This window comes from Streptomyces sp. YPW6, from assembly GCF_018866325.1.
Classification (GTDB): domain Bacteria; phylum Actinomycetota; class Actinomycetes; order Streptomycetales; family Streptomycetaceae; genus Streptomyces.
In genome coordinates this window covers 4,603,758-4,618,984 of the sequence record NZ_CP076457.1, presented here as the reverse complement: position 1 = coordinate 4,618,984, position 15,227 = coordinate 4,603,758, and the positions used below count along the sequence as shown (strand labels likewise).

Genomic DNA, 15,227 nt, shown 5'->3' with positions numbered 1-15,227 from the left:
CGCAGGCGCGGGACGTCGGCGCAGGCACGGGACGCTGGCGCAGGCACCGACCCGGGCGCCCCCGAAGCGGAGGCTACCGCTCGTAGACGACGGTCACCGGCGCGTGGTCGCTCCAGCGCTCGCCGTGCGTGGCCGCCCGCTCGACCCAGGCCTTCACCGCACGCCCGGCCAGCCCCGGAGTGGCCATCTGGTAGTCGATGCGCCAGCCGCTGTCGTTGTCGAAGGCCCGCCCCCGGTAGGACCACCAGCTGTACGGCCCCTCGACGTCCGGGTGCAGCGACCGCACGACGTCCACGTACGCGGCCTCCTCCAGGACCCGGGTCAGCCAGGCGCGCTCCTCGGGGAGGAAGCCGGAGTTCTTGCGGTTGGCCTTCCAGTTCTTCAGGTCGGCCTCCTGGTGGGCGATGTTCCAGTCACCGCAGACCACGACCTCGCGGCCGTCCGCGGCCGCCCGCGCCTTCAGCCCCTGGAGGTAGGGAAGGAACGCGGCCATGAAGCGCTCCTTCTCGTCCTGCCGCTCGGTGCCGACCTCACCGGAGGGCAGGTACAGACTCGCGACGGTGACCCCCGGGAGGTCGATCTCCGCATACCGGCCGCTCGCGTCGAACTCCTCGGCCCCGGGCACCCCGTGGCCGCCGAAGCCGATCTGCACCCGCTCGGGGGCCTGCCGCGCGTAGACCGAGACGCCCGCGCGGCCCTTGGCGGCGGCGGGCGCGTGGACGGTGTGCCACCCCTCGGGGGCGCCCACTCCCTCGGGGAGCTGGGCGAGCTCGGCCCGCACTTCCTGGAGGCAGACCACATCGGCCTCGGTCTCCGCCAGCCACTCGACGAAGCCCTTCTTGGCGGCGGCCCGGAGCCCATTAACATTCACAGAAGTCACTGTGTACAAAACATGCCCCTAAAGCGCATCGTTCCCTGAGACCTCCTACGCGCGAGGCTCCCAGGGGTCAGCCTCCCATACGGGGTGCGCCTCGATGCCGACCACGCCGTTCTGCCGGAAGACGGCGACGCGGCGCAGCACCTGCTTGAGTAGTGCGTTCATCTCCACCGGCTTCATGTCGTTCCACGCATCCAGAAGCCCGATGAGCAGAGGCTCGTAGTCCTTGCGGTGAGGCGCTGACTCGATGCTGGCCACACGCTCCATCGCAGAGACGTTCACGCTCTGCTGCTGCCGGATCTTGTCGCGGGCGGACTCGTATTCCCCGGGCCCGTAGTCGTCAGGGTTCACGGCACGGTCCGCGCGAAGGTTGGTGAGCGCCTGGGCAAGCTTCGCGGCCTCGGCCTCCAACCGCGCCCGCTCGCGGGCCGCGGTAATGCGAGGGTCGGGGGCAGAGCTGCGGGGCGCCGGAACCGAGGGGCTGTCGTCAACGTCGTCGGCCACCTCTCCAGCCACCCAGTCACGCACGAGCCCTTCCAGGTGCTCGCGCGTGGTCCAGATGCCATCGCAACCCGCGCGGCCGGTGTTGTGCCTTCGCCCGCAGGCGTAGGAGTAGCCCAGCACATTCGCCGTCTCCCCCTCGACGACCCGTTCGGCGCTCTGCGCTGGCATCGTGCCTTTGCAGTCGCGGTGCTTGAGCAGATTTGTCAGTGCGTAGAGCGGAGTCCTCGCTCGCGGCGGGGTCCTCTTCATCTCCTCCCGTCGCTCGCGGTAGCTCTGCCACAGCTCCGCGCTGATCAGTTCCTCTTGAGCGCCGGGGATGAACACGGTGTTCGTGCAGTTGCTGCGCTTTTCCTGCGGGCAGGTGCACGCCGGGTCGTGGATACGCAGGAGTCCGGCGGCGAATCCCGAGTCCATATAGCGGATGAGGGTCTGCACGGTCCACAGCCCTCCGCGTACCGTGCGGTGACCGGCCCCGTTGATCTGCCCCACAAGTTCGTAAAACGTCTCCCCGTCTACATAGGCCCGGTAGCAGTTGGCCACGGCGGGCCCCGCTTCGGGTTGCGCCTTATAGCTCTCCTCCTGGAGCCGCCAGCCGGTCGGCGAGGTGGCGTCGGGGACGCGGCGCGGTGCCCAGATGTATCCCCAGCGAGGCCGGCCGGTGGCGGGCAGGTGCAGCTTGTAGCGGCGAAAGTCGTGGGTCTCCCGCCATTGCTCGCCACGTACGTCGGACTCATAGGCGGCAAACTCGAACAGGATGCCGCGCTGGAGTCGGCCCGTCGCGGTCCGGGCGTCAACTTCCTCAGTGGCGGAGGCGAGTTGCCCGCCTGCGTCCTCCAGGCGCTTGAGGTTGATTGGTACGCCATCGCGTGTACGGCCAAAGCGGCTGTACTTCCACACAGCGATGCCCTTGGCCTCGCCACGCTCTACGGCGGCGATACCCTTCATGATCTTGCGCTTGAAGTTTCGGCCGGTCTGGTCAAGATCCTCGATCCAGCCGACGATGCGGTACCCGGCGCGTCTGGCCAGCGCCTCAATTGCCGTGCGCTGAAGCTCCGGCGAGATCTTCTCTTCTTTCCAGGTCGAAACCCTGATGTAACCGAGCCAGGGCTCGCCGTCGGTGTCGACGGGCGAGCCCTGGAAGGTGGCTGGTGCCTGCTGTGGTGTCACGGCTCCTCCGGCGCGGCCGTGAGTAGGCCGCGCGATACGTGGGTGAGTGCGAGGGCGTACCCGGCGCGGTGTGCGTCGGTCAGCTGCTGAGCGGTGGGTTCCTGCGGTGTTCTGCGGGTGACCCGGTATGCGCTCAGGAGGCGGGCACCGATGGCGACCCCGGCCGCGACGGCGATGGTGGCCGGGGTGATGGTGATGTGGTGCATGTGCCCTCCGTGGTGGCGCTGCGCTATCCGGCGGTGGGGTCACCGGGGGGTGGTGATTTTGGTGTGAGTGTGTCGACGACCCCTCGTAGCACCTGCCGTGCAGTGGGGTCGGTAATGCCAAGCGCGTCGGCTGCTTCGTCGGCCGTCATATGGCCTTGCGGTCGTTGGGCGCCCCCGAGTTCGTCGGGGGCGATGACGCCTGCTTCGACGAGCATGACGCCGAGTCGAACGCCTAGGGCGTCACCGACCTTCTCCAGGACGGCAATGTCGGTGCTGCCCTCGCCGCGCAAGATGCGGCTGATGGTGGCCTTGCTGACTCCAGCTGCTTCGGCGAACCGGACCTGACCTCCGCCGCGCGGGCTAAGGGAGTAGCCGCGGGCGGTCAGTTGGTCATGGAGCCAGCCGGCGAATTCGTGGGGCGTCCGTCGTCTCATGAGTGAAACGTATCTCGCGTGAAACGGGCACGCCATCCGGTCTTGCCGTTCGACCGAAACCGGGTTGACACAGCATGACAAAACCCCCCGCCTGTGTAAATTTGCTCGAACGTTCAATCGATCGTCGCGCACCTGGCTGCACGCGTCAAGCGCCTTCGCTTGTGAAGGAACTGTAAACCAGACCGGTGATCCGGTTTCCAATGACATCTCACGTCCCACCACTCACACGTGCTACGTTTCTCTCGTGAAACATACGTTTCGCAACCGAGAGGAACGCACCGCCATGTCGTACGACCGCACCGCACTGCTCGCCGCCGCCCAGGCACGCGGTGACCAGCACTATCGCGAGATGGGCCAGCGGCTCGGCATCAGCCGCGCTACCGCGTGGCGACTGTGGACCGGGCGCACCGCGCCGTCCGCCGTCACCGCCGCCGCCTGCGAACGCGAGTACGGAGTACCCGCCCGCCAGCTGATCGCCCCGGCTGCCGCATGACCAGCACCGCCATCCCCCGTGACCAGGCCATCCGCAACGCCCGCGCCGTTCTCGACCGCGCCCTAGACCGGATCGCCCGCGACCGCGCCGAGGGCCGCCTCGCCCCCGACGCCGTGGCCAGGCTCCAGCTTGCAGAAGCCAGGTATGCCCGCCGCCATCGGCAGCAGGAACCCGCCCCCCGCGCCGCCTGAAAACGACTTCGGGCCGCCCCGGATTGCGCCCGGGACGGCCCGACCACGACCCGTGAGGAGACACGACTCGTGAACACCCAGCACAGTACCCGCCGCCCGCTCCGCGCCGCCCAGGCCATCCGTGGCGGGCAGGCCGGCCGCCGCCACATCACCCGCGCCGGTGTCATCCGCCGCCAGCTCGACCAGATCGCCCCCGGCGTCGCCGTCGTCTGCATGGTGCCCGTGACGACCGCTGGGGCGCACGGCATGCACGTGATGCTGCTGAACGACCTCGCGCAGCCGATCGGCGACGACGACGCGCACCGTGCCGCCGGTCGTCTGCTCCGCCACGCGTTCCCCGCCGCCCGGGACACCGCCCACGACTACTACGTGCAGTCCGGGTGCATGGTCGACGCCACCCCCGCCGCCCCGGCCGCGCTCGGCACCGACACCGCCCCGGCCGCCCTGTGATCCGCCCCGGCATCACCGCCGCCGGTGACCGCGTCTGTCTGCCCGTCGGCGAGCAGCTGTTCGTGCCGTTGGTCGATGCCCTCGCCGTCGCCTACACCGAGGACCCCGAAGCGGTCGGCCGGCTGCTCGCCGGGCACGCCGTGCGCGTGCTCGCCCTGGACTTCGCCGAGTGCTCCCTCGACATGCCGGAGCACGAGCGGTCGATGCGCGCGGCCGAGGCCGACGGCACCCGCGAGGCGCTGCTCGGCGAGCTGCCCGACGAGGTGCAGCGGGACCCGCTGCTCACCCCGGACGACGCGATCACCCTCGGCACCCGACTCACCAAGATCGCCGGATTCATCCGACTGCACCCCCGAAAGGCACGCCGCGCATGACCGTCACCGCACTCCCCACCGCACACACCCCGGCCGCCGTCGCGCCCGCTCGCGGCGGCGCGCTGTCCCTCTCGCACATGAGCCCGTACGAGGCGTGGCAGTTCTGCGAGTCCCTGGCCAAGACGCCGTTGCTGCCCGACGTCTACCGCAAGAACCCCGCATCCGTTCTGTGGGCACTGGAGTACGGCCGCGCCCTCGGCCTCGACGTCGTCACCACCATCACGACCATCCACGTCATCAAGGGCAAGCCGTGCCAGTCCGCTGACCTGATGTTGGGCCGCACCAGGACGGCCGGCCACCGCGTCCGCATCAAGAGCGAGCGCACACAGTGCGTCGTGTCCATCCAGCGGCACGACGACCCCGACGACGAGACCGTGATCGAGTGGACCCTTGACGACGCGGTAACCGCCGGTCTGTGCACGCTGCGGGACGGCCGCCCGTACTCGCGGGACCAGAAGAACCAGCCGCAGCCGTGGGAGAAGTACCCGCGGGCGATGCTGCGGTCCCGCGCCATCGCCGAGGCTGTGCGCTCCGCGTGCCCCGAGGTGCTTCACGGGGCGATCTACACGCCCGAGGAGTTGGGCGAGGTCGTCGACCAGGACGGTAACCCCGTGGTCGTCGTCGAGCGCGACACCGACCCGGTGCAGCAGACCGCGACCGTGGTGCAGTCGACGCCGAACCAGCCCCCGGCACCAGCCCGCGACTACCTTGCCGAGGCCGTCGCGACCGCGGACGCGGCCGAGCTAGACGCGATCGAGGCCGCCGCCCGTGAGAACGGCGCACCGGCCCCGTACCTCGCCGCTCTCGCCGACATCCGGACAGCGCACGAGGCGCAGAACGTCGAGGCTGTGCGGGAGCTGCACCAGCGCCTCACGGAGGCCGGGGCCGAGTCCGCGCACCTCGCCCGTATCGCAACGATCGGCGCAACGAAGCCGGGGGCCAAGGTCCCCGGGCGAAACGAGCAGCCGAGCGGCCCCGCCCCCTACTCCGTGTCCGATGCCGTCGCGGCCGAGGGTGCCATGGGGGCCGAGCCCTCCGCCGAGCAGCCCCCGCGCATGGAACGGGCGAAGGACCCGGCCGACGAGGCTGCCGAGGCTGCCGAGGCCGAGAACGCGCTCCGGCTCGCCGCGTCTCGCGCCAACCTCCCGACCCTGGACGCCGACTTCCAGACCGTCTACGGCATCCCCCTTGAGCAGGCGACCGCCCAGCAGCTCAACACGTTCCGCGCGAAGATCGAGGCCGCCGGGGGTGCTCAGTGACCGCCGTCGAGCCGAAGCCGCAGGCCCCTGACCCGGCGTATCTCGCCGCCGTGCTCCGGCACCGGCAGGCCATGGCTGCCCAGCTCGACCGCGCCAAAGCCATGTTCGCCGAGGTCGACGCCGACGCGTCCGCGCTGCTCGCGCAGCAGTACAAGGCCACCAAGAGCACCAAGTCCGAGGTGACGCTCCCGGACGGCGAGACGAAGTTCGCGACCGTGACCCGCGTCGGTGGCGAGGCCGAGGCGCAGGTTACAGACCGCGAGGCGTTCACCGCGTGGGTTCGGGACACGTACCCGGAGTTCTGGAACTTCAAGATCGTTCCGGCCAGCACCGTGACTGTGGTCGATGACGCGTTCGTGGACCGCGTGTTGGCCTCCGTGAGCGCCGCCAACGGCCCGGAGTACGCCGACCCGGAATCGGGCGTCGTGCACACCGTGCCGGGCGTCGCGATCCGGCCCACGCGCCGCGCCTACTTCCGATGGCTGTTCACCCGCTCGACCAAGTCGCAGCCGCTCGACGGCCGGGAACTCGCCGCGCAGGCGATCAACGCCGGACTGATCAGCACGGACACACCGCCCGCTCTCCCCGCCGCCCCGGCCGACGATCAGCCGGCCGCCGCATAGCCACCCCGCAGGGCCCGCCCGACCCAACCGGGCGGGCCCGGAAGGACCACCCCATGCGCATCATCACGGACGCCGAGCGCGCCCAGATCATCGAGAAACTGGAGAGCGGCGCAACCGACCGCGCCGTTGCCGCCACGTGCGGCATCGACCGCAACACCGTCGCACGCTTCCGCCGCGACCTCCGCATCCCGCCCGCCCCGCGCCCCGTGCCGCCGAACCGGTCGACGCTCACCGTCGAGGAGAAATGGCGGACGTTCGTCACCCCGGCCGACGAGCGCGGCCACATGAAGTGGACCGGCCGACTCGCGAGCGGCACCACCCCCGTCATGACGCACGCGGGCCGCACCATCACCGCCCGGCCGATCGCCTACCGCATGCACGCCGGCCGCGACCCCGTCGGGTACGTCCGCCCCGGGTGTGGGCAGTCGGACTGCGTCGCCCCGGAACACCTGGAGGACGAGCAGGACCGGGTGCGCGAGCGCGCCGACCTCGGCGTCATGCTCGGCCGCCGGACACGCATCACCGAGTGCCGCCAGGGCCACCCCGTCGCCACCCACCGCAAATACCTTCCGAACGGGGCCGGGTACTGCGCCACCTGCCACCAGGAGGCCAAGCAGGCTCGGCAGGCCGCCGCGTGACGGCCGCCGCCCGCCTCGACCGGGCCCGCCGCCACCTCGACACCCCGCCGCCCGCCACGGTGCCCGGACAGCTCGCCGTCGAGGTCGAGCGCCCGCCGCGCCCGTGCGAGGACGGCAACCCGCCGTGCCGGGCGCTCCCGACCCGCCCGTACCCGTGCGGCCCCCGGTGCGACGACCACCAGCCCGGCAACACCCGCCCGTACTACCAGCCGAGGAGGTCGACCGCGTGACCGTGACTTTGCTGCCGCCGGTCTCATACGGCCTTGCCGCCCACATCAACGACCAGGCCCTCACGGAGGGCCCGCGGTTCGTGCGGACGGGCGGCATGTCCCGCTGGCACCGCCCCCGTTCCGGCGTGCTCATGGCCGACGGCCGCACCATCTACACCGTGTGGTGTGGGCAGCAGGCCGGAGGGAGCAGCCAGGCCCGCCCGCTGCTCACCGCCGAGGCCGTGCTCGACGATCTGCCGGTGTGCGCCACGTGCGACGGGCGGGCCGTTGGTGCCGGGCAGGAGTCGGACGGTCCGGCCGGCCGACGGCTGCTGTTCGGGCCGCGCACCCTCGCGCCGCCCCGGTGGTGCCCCGGCTCCCGGACGGACCTGTACGAGCCCCTGCCGGGCGGTACGGCCGCCGAGTGCCTTGCCTGCCGTGACGTGCACCCCATCCGGGCCATGGGCGGCCCGTATGCCTCCCGCGCCGCGATCGTCCAGCACCCGCCAGGCGAGGCCCTGTTCGCCCCCTGCGAGTTCCACCGCTGGAAGCATCCCGCCCGCAACCGCGAGGGCCGCCTCGCCTGCGCCTGCGGACGCCCCCTCACCACCCCCTGACGGCCCGGGGGCGAGGACGAGCCGCCGCGCCCCTCGCCCCCGGCGCCCACCCCCGAGCAAGGAGCACAACCCCAGTGCCATGGTTCAAAGTGGACGACACCGCCCACGCACACCCGAAGCTGCTGAAGGCCGGTAACCCCGCTGTCGGCTTGTGGATGCGCGCGGGGGCGTACGCCGCGCAGCACCTCACCGAAGGCACCGTTCCCGGTGTCGTCGCCCAGCTCTACGGCACCGCGCCCCAGGCCCGGAAGCTGGTCGCCGCCGGTCTCTGGCACGCGGCCGGCCACGCCTGCCCCCGGTGCCCGCAGCCCGCCGAGGGCGACTACGTCATGCACGACTTCTTGGTCTACAACCCGACCAAGTCGGCCGTGGAGAAGGACCGCGAGAAGGCCGCCGACCGCCAGCGCCGGGCCCGCGAGAAGGCCGCGGAGCGACAGAACCAGACGCGTAATCGCTCCGATCAGCCGCGCGAAAGCGACTCTTTCGCGGGTGAAAGGTCGGCCGAAAATCTCGAAAGCGGTTCGGAAAGCATCGCGTTTCCGGATCTCTTTGCAGGTCAGGAGGGGTCGTCACAGCGTGACGGTATGGACCCGTCACGGTCCCCCCGACCCGACCCGTCCCGTAGTACCTCCTTCGGAGGTACACCCCCTAACCCCCAAGGGGGGAAGGGCGCAGCAGCCACGCTGGTCGATGAGTGGTGGTCGTCGTACGGCTGTGGGACGGCGCAGTCCCGGAAGTCCGTACACCGTGCGGTTGAGGATGCGCTCGGCAACGGCCTGGCTCCGGAGCTGCTGGCTGCCGCGCTCGACCGGCTCGGCCAGACCTCGAAGCCGGTCACGGGCGGAACGCTCCAGTTCGCGCTATCGGACATCCGTCGTCCGGCTGCCGGTGCCGCTGTGATTCCGCTGAACCCGAATGCCCCGCGCCCGCTCGGCCGTGCCGCCCAGGCTGCCGCGTGGATGGCCGCCGCCGTCGAGAACGACCCGCAGGAGAACGTCCGATGATTCGCGCACATGTCGCCGCTCTGCTGGCCTACGTCGACAAGCTCGACCCGTCCCGCGCCCCGGCAACGCAGGAGGCCGCCCTCGAACGCCTCGACGCATGGGCCGATGTGCTGCTGGATGTGGCACCCCGGGCCCCGCACCCGGAGGGCCATGACTGGGACGCGTCGCACGTGGTACGCCGCCACATCGCCAGCAGCCCGTACCCGATCAAGCCGTCCGACGTGTCCCGCCCCTGGTACGCGTTCCGGGCGGACGTGATCCGCCGTCACGCCGGGACGTTCGAGCCGGGGCTCCACCCGGAGATCGACCCGGACGCCGCCCCCGGTCGCGCCTACTTCGCCGCGCTCCGTGGGTCGTTGCAGGCCGTTGCTGCCGGGGAGCAGCCCGCGGTGACCAGTCGAGCCATCGGCCCGGCCGCCCTCGCCCCGGAGACCCCGCAGCAGGCGTACCAGCGTGAGGAGTTGGTGCGCCGGATGAAGGCCGGGCATCGGGCCGGCCGCGACGAGAACGCCCGCCGCCTGGCGCTTGTCAGCCAGTTTCCCGACTTGCTCGCCGCGATGCACCGCTTGCCCGGTCACCGCATGTGGCGGGGGTCCGTCGGCGGCAACGCCCGCGCCGCCGCGATCGTCGCCGAGGCCGAAGCGCGAGCCGCCAGCACCACCCGTGAGGAGCAACCCGTATGAACCGCATGAAGCACGGCCGTACCCACCGCCGCCGGGCCGACGGCCGGGAGCGCACCCGGAACGCCACCGCGTGGCGCGTCACGGCGAGTTGGGACTCACGTCCGGACCGCCCGGCGGTGCGCACCACGTCGGACCGCAAGGCCCGCGACCGCATGGTGCGCCAGTGGGCCGCCGACGGGGCGTACGTCATCGTCGAGGAGGCCCAGGGGTTCGGGTGGCGGACCCTCCGCGAGGTGAACGGGGCCGAGCAGCAGCTTGCCACCGAGCGGGCCGCCCGGGAGCAGGCGGAAGCCGCCGCCCGCGACGCACGGCACCGCGCCGACTACGACCGACAGGCCGCGGTAAACCGGGCCGCCGCCGTGCTCGCCATCGCCGCCGAGCGCGACAACCTCGCCGCCCTGATGCGCCGCCCGCCGATCGCCCGCCAGGCCACCGGCCAGACCACCGCCCGCCACATCACCGGCAGCCAGCGGTGATCCCCGACGCCGTGGCCGCGATCATCGCCGCCACCATCCGGGAGCACCCGACCAACACCCCCGAGGAGCAAGGCCGCAGGGCCGTGCGCGACCTCCGCGACGCCGGGTGGACCATCGCCGCCCCCGACGCCATCGCCGCCGCCCTGCGGGCCGCGTAGGCCCTCACGAAGGGGGGTGCCGCACAGGCGTAATCGGGCACTCCCCTTCGTGTTACGTTTCTCTCCAGAAACATACGTACGTTTCTAGACCTGCGAGCCGTCGCTCAGACCGGAAGGACCCGCCCATGCCGCCCAGGCCCCGCCCTACCGCAGCATGGCGCTACTGGTCCCGCGTCGCGTTCGATGGCCCCCTCCCCCTCGTCCGCGGAGTCCTCGGCCACTGCCACGAATGGACCGGCGCGACCAACGAGAAGGGCTACGGCACGTTCTGGCTCGGCCGCACCGTCAAGGCCCACCGGCACGCGTACCGGCTCGCCGGTCTCCCGCTCCCGGCCGACCTCGACGTTGACCACCGCTGCCGCAACCGCGCCTGTGTCCGCCCGAGCCACCTCCGCGCCGTCACGCACCGCGTGAACCTCCTCGCCTCGACCAACCACGTCGCGTTGCGCGCCGCCCAGACCGCATGCCACCGCGGCCACCCATTCGACGCCGAGAACACCATCCGCGCGAAGAACGGCACCCGGAAGTGCCGGGCGTGCAAGAACACCGCCGCCCGCGCCGCATACCGCACCACCACCCCCGAAAGGCAGGCCGCCTGATGGCAGGCGAAACCGTAATCACCATCGTCGGCAACCTCGTCGACGACCCCGAGCTGAAGTTCACCCCGGCCGGCCACCCGGTCGCGAAGTTCCGCATGGCGTCCACCCCCCGCACGTTCGACCGCCAGACGAACGAGTGGAAAGACGCCGAGTCCCTGTTCCTCACCGTCACCGCCTGGCGCTCCCTCGCCGAAAACGTCGCCGGATCACTCCAGCGCGGCATGCGCGTCATCGTCCAAGGAGCCCTGAAACAGCGCTCGTACGAGGACCGCGAAGGCGTCAAGCGCACCGTGTACGAGGTCGAGGCCGAGGAAGTCGGCCCCTCGCTCAAGAGCGCCACCGCCGCCGTCACGAAGACCAACGGCAATCAGAGCCGCCAGCAGTCCCAGCAGTCCAACACCGGCGGATACGGGGCACAGCAGCCCGCCCGCGACCAGTGGACCACCGGCCAGCAGCAGAACGGATGGGGACAGCAACGCCCCGGAGAGCCCCCGTTCTGATCTCCCCCGCGCGGCGACCGGTCGCACCGCCCGCCGCGCGCGTGAGCAACCCACGCCCCCCCTCGCTCCACATTCGAGAGGACCCCATGAACACCCAGCCCGACCAGTGCCGCACCGCAGAGTCCGCGTGCGGCCGCCAGTGCCTCGACCTCGCAGGGCACGACGGCGACCATACGTACGAGCGTGCCCGCACCGTTCCGCAGCTCGCCGACATTCAGCCGGCCGAGCCCCCGCTCCTCGACCCGTTCACCGAGGCCGCCGTACGCCGTGGCGCGCTGCTCGGCGGGGCCGACGCCATCGAGGCCCTTCCCCAGGACCACGAGTGCGACCCCGGCCGCGGTGACGCCGTGAAGCTGCTGCGCCGCCTCGCCGGACTCACCACGACCACGGAGCAGCCGACCGGGCTCACGTGGGAAGCACGCGCCGATCACGCCGTCCGCCTGTACGCCACGACCGCGATCGAGCTGGAGGACGCCCGCCGCGAAAACGGCCGGCTCCGCGAGCGCCTGGCCGAGCTGGAGCAGGGCCAGGCCGACGCCGACCACCTCGCCGCCGAGCACCCCGACACCATCACGGCGCTGGTCGACGAGATCGCCGACGACATCCCCCACCGCCGCGCCCCGCAGATCGCCGCCGACTACCTCAACCGGCACGCACGGCTGCTCGCCGAGCAGATCACCGCACTCGGTCAGGCCCGCGGCTGGTCGACGTGGGCCGCCGCGCTCATCCACCCCGACCGCGAGTTCGTCGACCCCGGCGAGGACGACGACCAGGCCGCCGCCGAGCAGCGCGACAACCTCGACTTCAACCGCGGCGACACCGTGGCCGCCGTCCGTGACGCGTTGCTCGACCCTGCCGAGCACACCCCCGAGACCGCCCTCGCCGCCTCCCGCGTGCTCCTTGCCGCGCACACCCGCCTGCTCGCCGACGAGGCCAGCGAGCGCCTGACCGACCGCGACGCCGAGATGCGCGCGGACAGATACCGGGGCCGCGTCGCGTGGTGCAGCGGCATGCGCGAGGTCGTCAAGCTGCTCGGTGGCCGCGCCGCCGCCCTTGCGCCCGAGCCCGCACCGCAGCCCGACGCCGCCGAGGAGCAGCCGCTCGCGTTCCCGCAGCTCGCCGTGCCGTGCCCCCGCTGCAAGGCCCCCGCCCGACAGCTCTGCACCAGCCACAACGGCACCCGGACGCGTACCAACGACACCCACCAGTACCGGACCCGCGCCTACCGCGACCAGCAGGCCGGCCGATGAGCACCCCGCCCCAGGCGCCCGCCGCCGTACGGGTGCTGCAACCCCACCTTGTCGGCCGCACCAACGCCGCTCGCGACGCTGCCGACTACCTCGCCGCCCAAGGCCACCACGTCCACTACGTCGCCAGCGGCGAGACCCGGTGCCACACCGGCCACTGCACCAGGAAGGGCACCCTGTGACCACCCGACACATCCACTGCGCCGACCGCCGTCTCTTCGCCGTCGCCGGTCTCAGCGCCGCCGCCTACGTCGGTATCTGGCCCGCGTCCACCGACGACACCGAGCCGACCAGGGACAACGTCGTGGACGCCGCTCACCCGGGCATGAGCCCGCGTGAGTTCGCGTACGCCCTGCGCCAGCTCGCCGACCGGTTCGACGAGAGGGCCGACGCCGTGGGAGAGCCGCCGTTCGACGCCGACGCCCTCGCCGAGGCGAACGCCCGGAACGCCGAGGCCGGCCGATGAGGGCCCGCGCGTACCGCCCCCGGTGGCGCTACTGGGCGCACCGGGCGGGGCTGCTCCGCTCCCCGTCGCTGCTGTACACCGACGTTCCGTTCGGCACCGCCGGGCAGCGCCGCCGCCGACGTGATCGCGCCCTCGCCCGCCTCGCCCGCACCGAAAGCACCGGGTGCACCCCCGGCTGCACCACGTGCCGGGTCCTCGCCGACCGGGCCCGCGAGTGAGCGACGAGCGAGACCCGAACTACTGCTTCACCTGCCGCCGCGTGTGCGGCTCCCAGCCCCACCGCTGACCGTTCCGGGGCCCGCCACCACGGCGGGCCCCACCACCCCGGAGAACCATCCATGGCCCGCAGACTCGTTTCCGACGACCAGGCACTGTTCCGCGTTGTCGTCATCCGCAAGGAGCGCCGCAACAACCCTGACTGGGAGCGCGGCAACGTCGCCTCGCCGCGGTTCCTCTGGGACGGCCCGGAGTACACCACCGCATACGGCCCGTACAACACGGTCGGTGCTGCTCACGGACAGCTCACGCACCACACGACGGACGCGTACGGCGAGCCCGTGAAGGGTGTCGTGTCCGGCCACATCGAGCAGGCCACGACGACTTGGAAGCGTGTCTGATGACCCGCCGCACCAGGCCGAGCAAGGAGCGCCGCGCCCGCAAGCGCGCCGCCGCCGAGCGCACTGCCCGCCGTGACTCCCTGCTCGTGCTGCTCTCCCGCATCCAGCGCACCGCCCCCGTCACCCCGGCCGAAGCGGCACTCCTCCGCGCGCACGTCGATGCCGAGCTGGCCGACGCCGACACCGCCCGCGCCGCGCTCGGCCGTCAGGAGGCGCAGCACCGGCAGCAGCTCGCCGCCGCGCACGCCGCGATCCGCGAGGCCGAGCAGGACGCCGCCGACCTTGCCGAGCAGCTGCTCGCGTACCGGGCCGTCGAGGCGCAGCGCCAGGCCGCCGCCGACACGTACGCCGGACGCCTTGACGCACTCCGCCAGCAGACCGGCGAGACGCTGCTCGCCGGGGCCGAGAGTGCGTTGCACCGCGCGGCCACCGCCGAGGCCACCCTCGGCCGCGTACGCGCCCTCGCCCACCGCATGCGCGCCGGATCACCACAGGGCGCAGCAGCGGTCTACGCCGACCGCATCCAGCAGATCCTCGACACCACCCCGGAGCCGCAGCCATGACCACCATCCCCACCACCGCCGTCCGCCAGGCCCTCGACGACACCGAGGCCGCCCTCGCTGCGCAGGTCGCCGACGACCTCGCCGCCGTCCGTGAGCAGTGGGGCGACCTCCTCGCCACGATCGGCCGGCCCCCGCGCGGCGAGTGGCCCCCGCGCGACTCCCGCGCGCTTGGAGCAGTGCCCGACGACGAACCGACCGTCGGCCGTCTGCCACTCGTACTCCGTGAGCACCCCGCCCCGGCCAACCTCACCGCGCTGGACGCCGCGACCACCACGGAACGCGAGCTGTTCGAGTTGTGCGACACCGTGGCCGCCGCCGTGCAACGCCCCGTGCGCCGCCACCTCGTAGGCCGCCGCGCCCCGGACGCCACGCTCATGCGGTGGGCGCCCGACGCAGCCGACCGCGACGACCCCGCCCGCTGGAGCTACGCCTCGCCCACCGACCCGGGGAGCCGGGCGTACGGGCTGCACTGGGCCGCCGTGTGGCTGGAAGGACGCGCCCTCGGCGAGGAATCCGGCGACCTGTTCATCCCCGTCCGGCCGCTGCTCGCGGACGAGATTGCCGCGACTGCCCGCCGCGCCCGCGCCCGGGTCGAGCGGGCCCTCGGCCGCGACGGGCAGCCCACCGTGCTCGACCGGCCGTGCCCGTGGTGCCGGGGGCAGCTCACCGCGTACACCCGGAGCGGAGACCCGGCCGCCGCGACCGTGGTGTGCGGGACAGGGGGGAGCTGCACCGCGCCCGTACTGCTGTCCGCGCGGGGCCGCCGGGAGTGGGCCGGGGCTGATCTGGTGGCGCTGTTCGTGGCGCTGGAGGCCGCCGCCAGCTGAACGGGCCAAGGAGCACCGAGAGTTGACCGGTGCCCTCTCCCACAT

At 72.3% G+C, this 15,227-nt stretch carries 26 protein-coding genes; 22 read left to right on the top strand and 4 right to left on the bottom strand.

Features of this window, described 5'->3' with window-relative positions; genetic code table 11:
• Nucleotides 1–73 precede the first annotated feature (73 nt).
• From KME66_RS20530 to KME66_RS20515, 4 genes are read right to left on the bottom strand one after another with little or no spacing between them, the layout of a single operon-like run.
• The gene (locus KME66_RS20530) at nt 74–889 is read right to left on the bottom strand and encodes an exodeoxyribonuclease III (RefSeq protein WP_216324598.1); all 816 of its coding nucleotides are present in this window, start codon (nt 887–889) and stop codon (nt 74–76) included.
• 36 nt (nt 890–925) lie between these two features.
• Nucleotides 926–2,548, bottom strand: coding sequence for a recombinase family protein (locus KME66_RS20525; protein ID WP_216324595.1), 1,623 nt, complete (start codon nt 2,546–2,548; stop codon nt 926–928).
• Nucleotides 2,545–2,754 (bottom strand): hypothetical protein, encoded by a 210-nt coding sequence (locus KME66_RS20520; RefSeq protein ID WP_216324592.1) that lies wholly within the window; start codon nt 2,752–2,754, stop codon nt 2,545–2,547. The genes KME66_RS20525 and KME66_RS20520 overlap by 4 nt, the downstream gene beginning before the upstream one ends.
• Before the next feature lie 23 nt (nt 2,755–2,777).
• Entirely contained in the window at nt 2,778–3,188 is a 411-nt protein-coding gene (locus KME66_RS20515) for a helix-turn-helix domain-containing protein (RefSeq protein ID WP_216324589.1), read from the bottom strand.
• A 244-nt stretch (nt 3,189–3,432) separates the two neighbouring features.
• Here KME66_RS20515 and KME66_RS20510 point away from each other — a divergent pair, with 244 nt between their 5' ends.
• The 22 genes from KME66_RS20510 (at nt 3,433) to KME66_RS20405 (ending at nt 15,182) form a co-directional block, all read left to right on the top strand.
• Nucleotides 3,433–3,681 (top strand): XRE family transcriptional regulator, encoded by a 249-nt coding sequence (locus tag KME66_RS20510; RefSeq protein WP_216324586.1) that lies wholly within the window; start codon nt 3,433–3,435, stop codon nt 3,679–3,681.
• Complete coding sequence (locus KME66_RS20505) at nt 3,678–3,872, top strand: hypothetical protein (protein WP_216324584.1); 195 nt, start codon at nt 3,678–3,680, stop codon at nt 3,870–3,872. The genes KME66_RS20510 and KME66_RS20505 overlap by 4 nt, the downstream gene beginning before the upstream one ends.
• 69 nt (nt 3,873–3,941) lie before the next feature.
• Nucleotides 3,942–4,322, top strand: a complete 381-nt coding sequence (locus KME66_RS20500; protein ID WP_216324568.1) for a hypothetical protein — start codon at nt 3,942–3,944, stop codon at nt 4,320–4,322.
• Nucleotides 4,319–4,696, top strand: coding sequence for a hypothetical protein (locus KME66_RS20495; RefSeq protein ID WP_216324565.1), 378 nt, complete (start codon nt 4,319–4,321; stop codon nt 4,694–4,696). Before KME66_RS20500 ends, KME66_RS20495 begins: the two co-directional genes overlap by 4 nt.
• A complete protein-coding gene (locus KME66_RS20490) occupies nt 4,693–5,955 on the top strand; it encodes a recombinase RecT (RefSeq protein WP_216324562.1) in 1,263 nt (420 codons plus the stop codon). Before KME66_RS20495 ends, KME66_RS20490 begins: the two co-directional genes overlap by 4 nt.
• On the top strand, nt 5,952–6,578 hold the full coding sequence (locus KME66_RS20485; protein ID WP_216324559.1) for a hypothetical protein: 627 nt from the start codon (nt 5,952–5,954) through the stop codon (nt 6,576–6,578). The genes KME66_RS20490 and KME66_RS20485 overlap by 4 nt, the downstream gene beginning before the upstream one ends.
• 53 nt (nt 6,579–6,631) lie before the next feature.
• Complete coding sequence (locus tag KME66_RS20480) at nt 6,632–7,216, top strand: helix-turn-helix domain-containing protein (protein ID WP_216324556.1); 585 nt, start codon at nt 6,632–6,634, stop codon at nt 7,214–7,216.
• Nucleotides 7,213–7,446, top strand: a complete 234-nt coding sequence (locus KME66_RS20475; protein ID WP_216324552.1) for an aromatic ring-opening dioxygenase LigA — start codon at nt 7,213–7,215, stop codon at nt 7,444–7,446. The genes KME66_RS20480 and KME66_RS20475 overlap by 4 nt, the downstream gene beginning before the upstream one ends.
• Complete coding sequence (locus KME66_RS20470) at nt 7,443–8,042, top strand: hypothetical protein (protein WP_216324547.1); 600 nt, start codon at nt 7,443–7,445, stop codon at nt 8,040–8,042. The genes KME66_RS20475 and KME66_RS20470 overlap by 4 nt, the downstream gene beginning before the upstream one ends.
• 74 nt (nt 8,043–8,116) lie before the next feature.
• A complete protein-coding gene (locus KME66_RS20465; RefSeq protein ID WP_216324545.1) occupies nt 8,117–9,046 on the top strand; it encodes a mucin-2 in 930 nt (309 codons plus the stop codon).
• Complete coding sequence (locus KME66_RS20460) at nt 9,043–9,729, top strand: hypothetical protein (protein WP_216324541.1); 687 nt, start codon at nt 9,043–9,045, stop codon at nt 9,727–9,729. Before KME66_RS20465 ends, KME66_RS20460 begins: the two co-directional genes overlap by 4 nt.
• The gene (locus KME66_RS20455) at nt 9,726–10,205 is read left to right on the top strand and encodes a hypothetical protein (RefSeq protein ID WP_216324538.1); all 480 of its coding nucleotides are present in this window, start codon (nt 9,726–9,728) and stop codon (nt 10,203–10,205) included. Before KME66_RS20460 ends, KME66_RS20455 begins: the two co-directional genes overlap by 4 nt.
• Nucleotides 10,202–10,363 (top strand): hypothetical protein, encoded by a 162-nt coding sequence (locus tag KME66_RS20450; RefSeq protein ID WP_216324528.1) that lies wholly within the window; start codon nt 10,202–10,204, stop codon nt 10,361–10,363. Before KME66_RS20455 ends, KME66_RS20450 begins: the two co-directional genes overlap by 4 nt.
• A gap of 125 nt (nt 10,364–10,488) precedes the next feature.
• Entirely contained in the window at nt 10,489–10,962 is a 474-nt protein-coding gene (locus tag KME66_RS20445) for an HNH endonuclease signature motif containing protein (protein ID WP_216324525.1), read from the top strand.
• On the top strand, nt 10,962–11,462 hold the full coding sequence (locus KME66_RS20440) for a single-stranded DNA-binding protein (RefSeq protein WP_216324522.1): 501 nt from the start codon (nt 10,962–10,964) through the stop codon (nt 11,460–11,462). Before KME66_RS20445 ends, KME66_RS20440 begins: the two co-directional genes overlap by 1 nt.
• Nucleotides 11,463–11,548: 86 nt before the next feature.
• Nucleotides 11,549–12,712 (top strand): hypothetical protein, encoded by a 1,164-nt coding sequence (locus tag KME66_RS20435; protein ID WP_216324518.1) that lies wholly within the window; start codon nt 11,549–11,551, stop codon nt 12,710–12,712.
• The gene (locus KME66_RS20430; protein WP_216324516.1) at nt 12,709–12,891 is read left to right on the top strand and encodes a hypothetical protein; all 183 of its coding nucleotides are present in this window, start codon (nt 12,709–12,711) and stop codon (nt 12,889–12,891) included. Before KME66_RS20435 ends, KME66_RS20430 begins: the two co-directional genes overlap by 4 nt.
• A complete protein-coding gene (locus KME66_RS20425) occupies nt 12,888–13,175 on the top strand; it encodes a hypothetical protein (RefSeq protein WP_216324513.1) in 288 nt (95 codons plus the stop codon). The genes KME66_RS20430 and KME66_RS20425 overlap by 4 nt, the downstream gene beginning before the upstream one ends.
• Nucleotides 13,172–13,393, top strand: coding sequence for a hypothetical protein (locus KME66_RS20420; protein ID WP_216324510.1), 222 nt, complete (start codon nt 13,172–13,174; stop codon nt 13,391–13,393). The genes KME66_RS20425 and KME66_RS20420 overlap by 4 nt, the downstream gene beginning before the upstream one ends.
• Before the next feature lie 120 nt (nt 13,394–13,513).
• Nucleotides 13,514–13,792 carry a hypothetical protein gene (locus tag KME66_RS20415; RefSeq protein WP_216324507.1) on the top strand — a complete coding sequence of 93 codons (279 nt, stop codon included), beginning with the start codon at nt 13,514–13,516 and terminating at the stop codon, nt 13,790–13,792.
• Nucleotides 13,792–14,355, top strand: coding sequence for a hypothetical protein (locus KME66_RS20410; protein ID WP_216324504.1), 564 nt, complete (start codon nt 13,792–13,794; stop codon nt 14,353–14,355). Before KME66_RS20415 ends, KME66_RS20410 begins: the two co-directional genes overlap by 1 nt.
• Entirely contained in the window at nt 14,352–15,182 is an 831-nt protein-coding gene (locus KME66_RS20405; RefSeq protein WP_216324501.1) for a hypothetical protein, read from the top strand. Before KME66_RS20410 ends, KME66_RS20405 begins: the two co-directional genes overlap by 4 nt.
• Nucleotides 15,183–15,227: the final 45 nt, after the last annotated feature.

Bases quoted from the DNA above. Each gene is read 5' to 3' on its own strand.
- KME66_RS20520 (WP_216324592.1), bottom strand. From the start codon at position 2,754: ATGCACCACATCACCATCACCCCGGCCACCATCGCCGTCGCGGCCGGG.
- KME66_RS20515 (WP_216324589.1), bottom strand. From the start codon at position 3,188: ATGAGACGACGGACGCCCCACGAATTCGCCGGCTGGCTCCATGACCAA.
- KME66_RS20505 (WP_216324584.1), top strand. From the start codon at position 3,678: ATGACCAGCACCGCCATCCCCCGTGACCAGGCCATCCGCAACGCCCGC.
- KME66_RS20490 (WP_216324562.1), top strand. From the start codon at position 4,693: ATGACCGTCACCGCACTCCCCACCGCACACACCCCGGCCGCCGTCGCG.
- KME66_RS20480 (WP_216324556.1), top strand. From the start codon at position 6,632: ATGCGCATCATCACGGACGCCGAGCGCGCCCAGATCATCGAGAAACTG.
- KME66_RS20460 (WP_216324541.1), top strand. From the start codon at position 9,043: ATGATTCGCGCACATGTCGCCGCTCTGCTGGCCTACGTCGACAAGCTC.
- KME66_RS20455 (WP_216324538.1), top strand. From the start codon at position 9,726: ATGAACCGCATGAAGCACGGCCGTACCCACCGCCGCCGGGCCGACGGC.
- KME66_RS20445 (WP_216324525.1), top strand. From the start codon at position 10,489: ATGCCGCCCAGGCCCCGCCCTACCGCAGCATGGCGCTACTGGTCCCGC.
- KME66_RS20440 (WP_216324522.1), top strand. From the start codon at position 10,962: ATGGCAGGCGAAACCGTAATCACCATCGTCGGCAACCTCGTCGACGAC.
- KME66_RS20435 (WP_216324518.1), top strand. From the start codon at position 11,549: ATGAACACCCAGCCCGACCAGTGCCGCACCGCAGAGTCCGCGTGCGGC.
- KME66_RS20430 (WP_216324516.1), top strand. From the start codon at position 12,709: ATGAGCACCCCGCCCCAGGCGCCCGCCGCCGTACGGGTGCTGCAACCC.
- KME66_RS20420 (WP_216324510.1), top strand. From the start codon at position 13,172: ATGAGGGCCCGCGCGTACCGCCCCCGGTGGCGCTACTGGGCGCACCGG.
- KME66_RS20415 (WP_216324507.1), top strand. From the start codon at position 13,514: ATGGCCCGCAGACTCGTTTCCGACGACCAGGCACTGTTCCGCGTTGTC.
- KME66_RS20410 (WP_216324504.1), top strand. From the start codon at position 13,792: ATGACCCGCCGCACCAGGCCGAGCAAGGAGCGCCGCGCCCGCAAGCGC.
- KME66_RS20405 (WP_216324501.1), top strand. From the start codon at position 14,352: ATGACCACCATCCCCACCACCGCCGTCCGCCAGGCCCTCGACGACACC.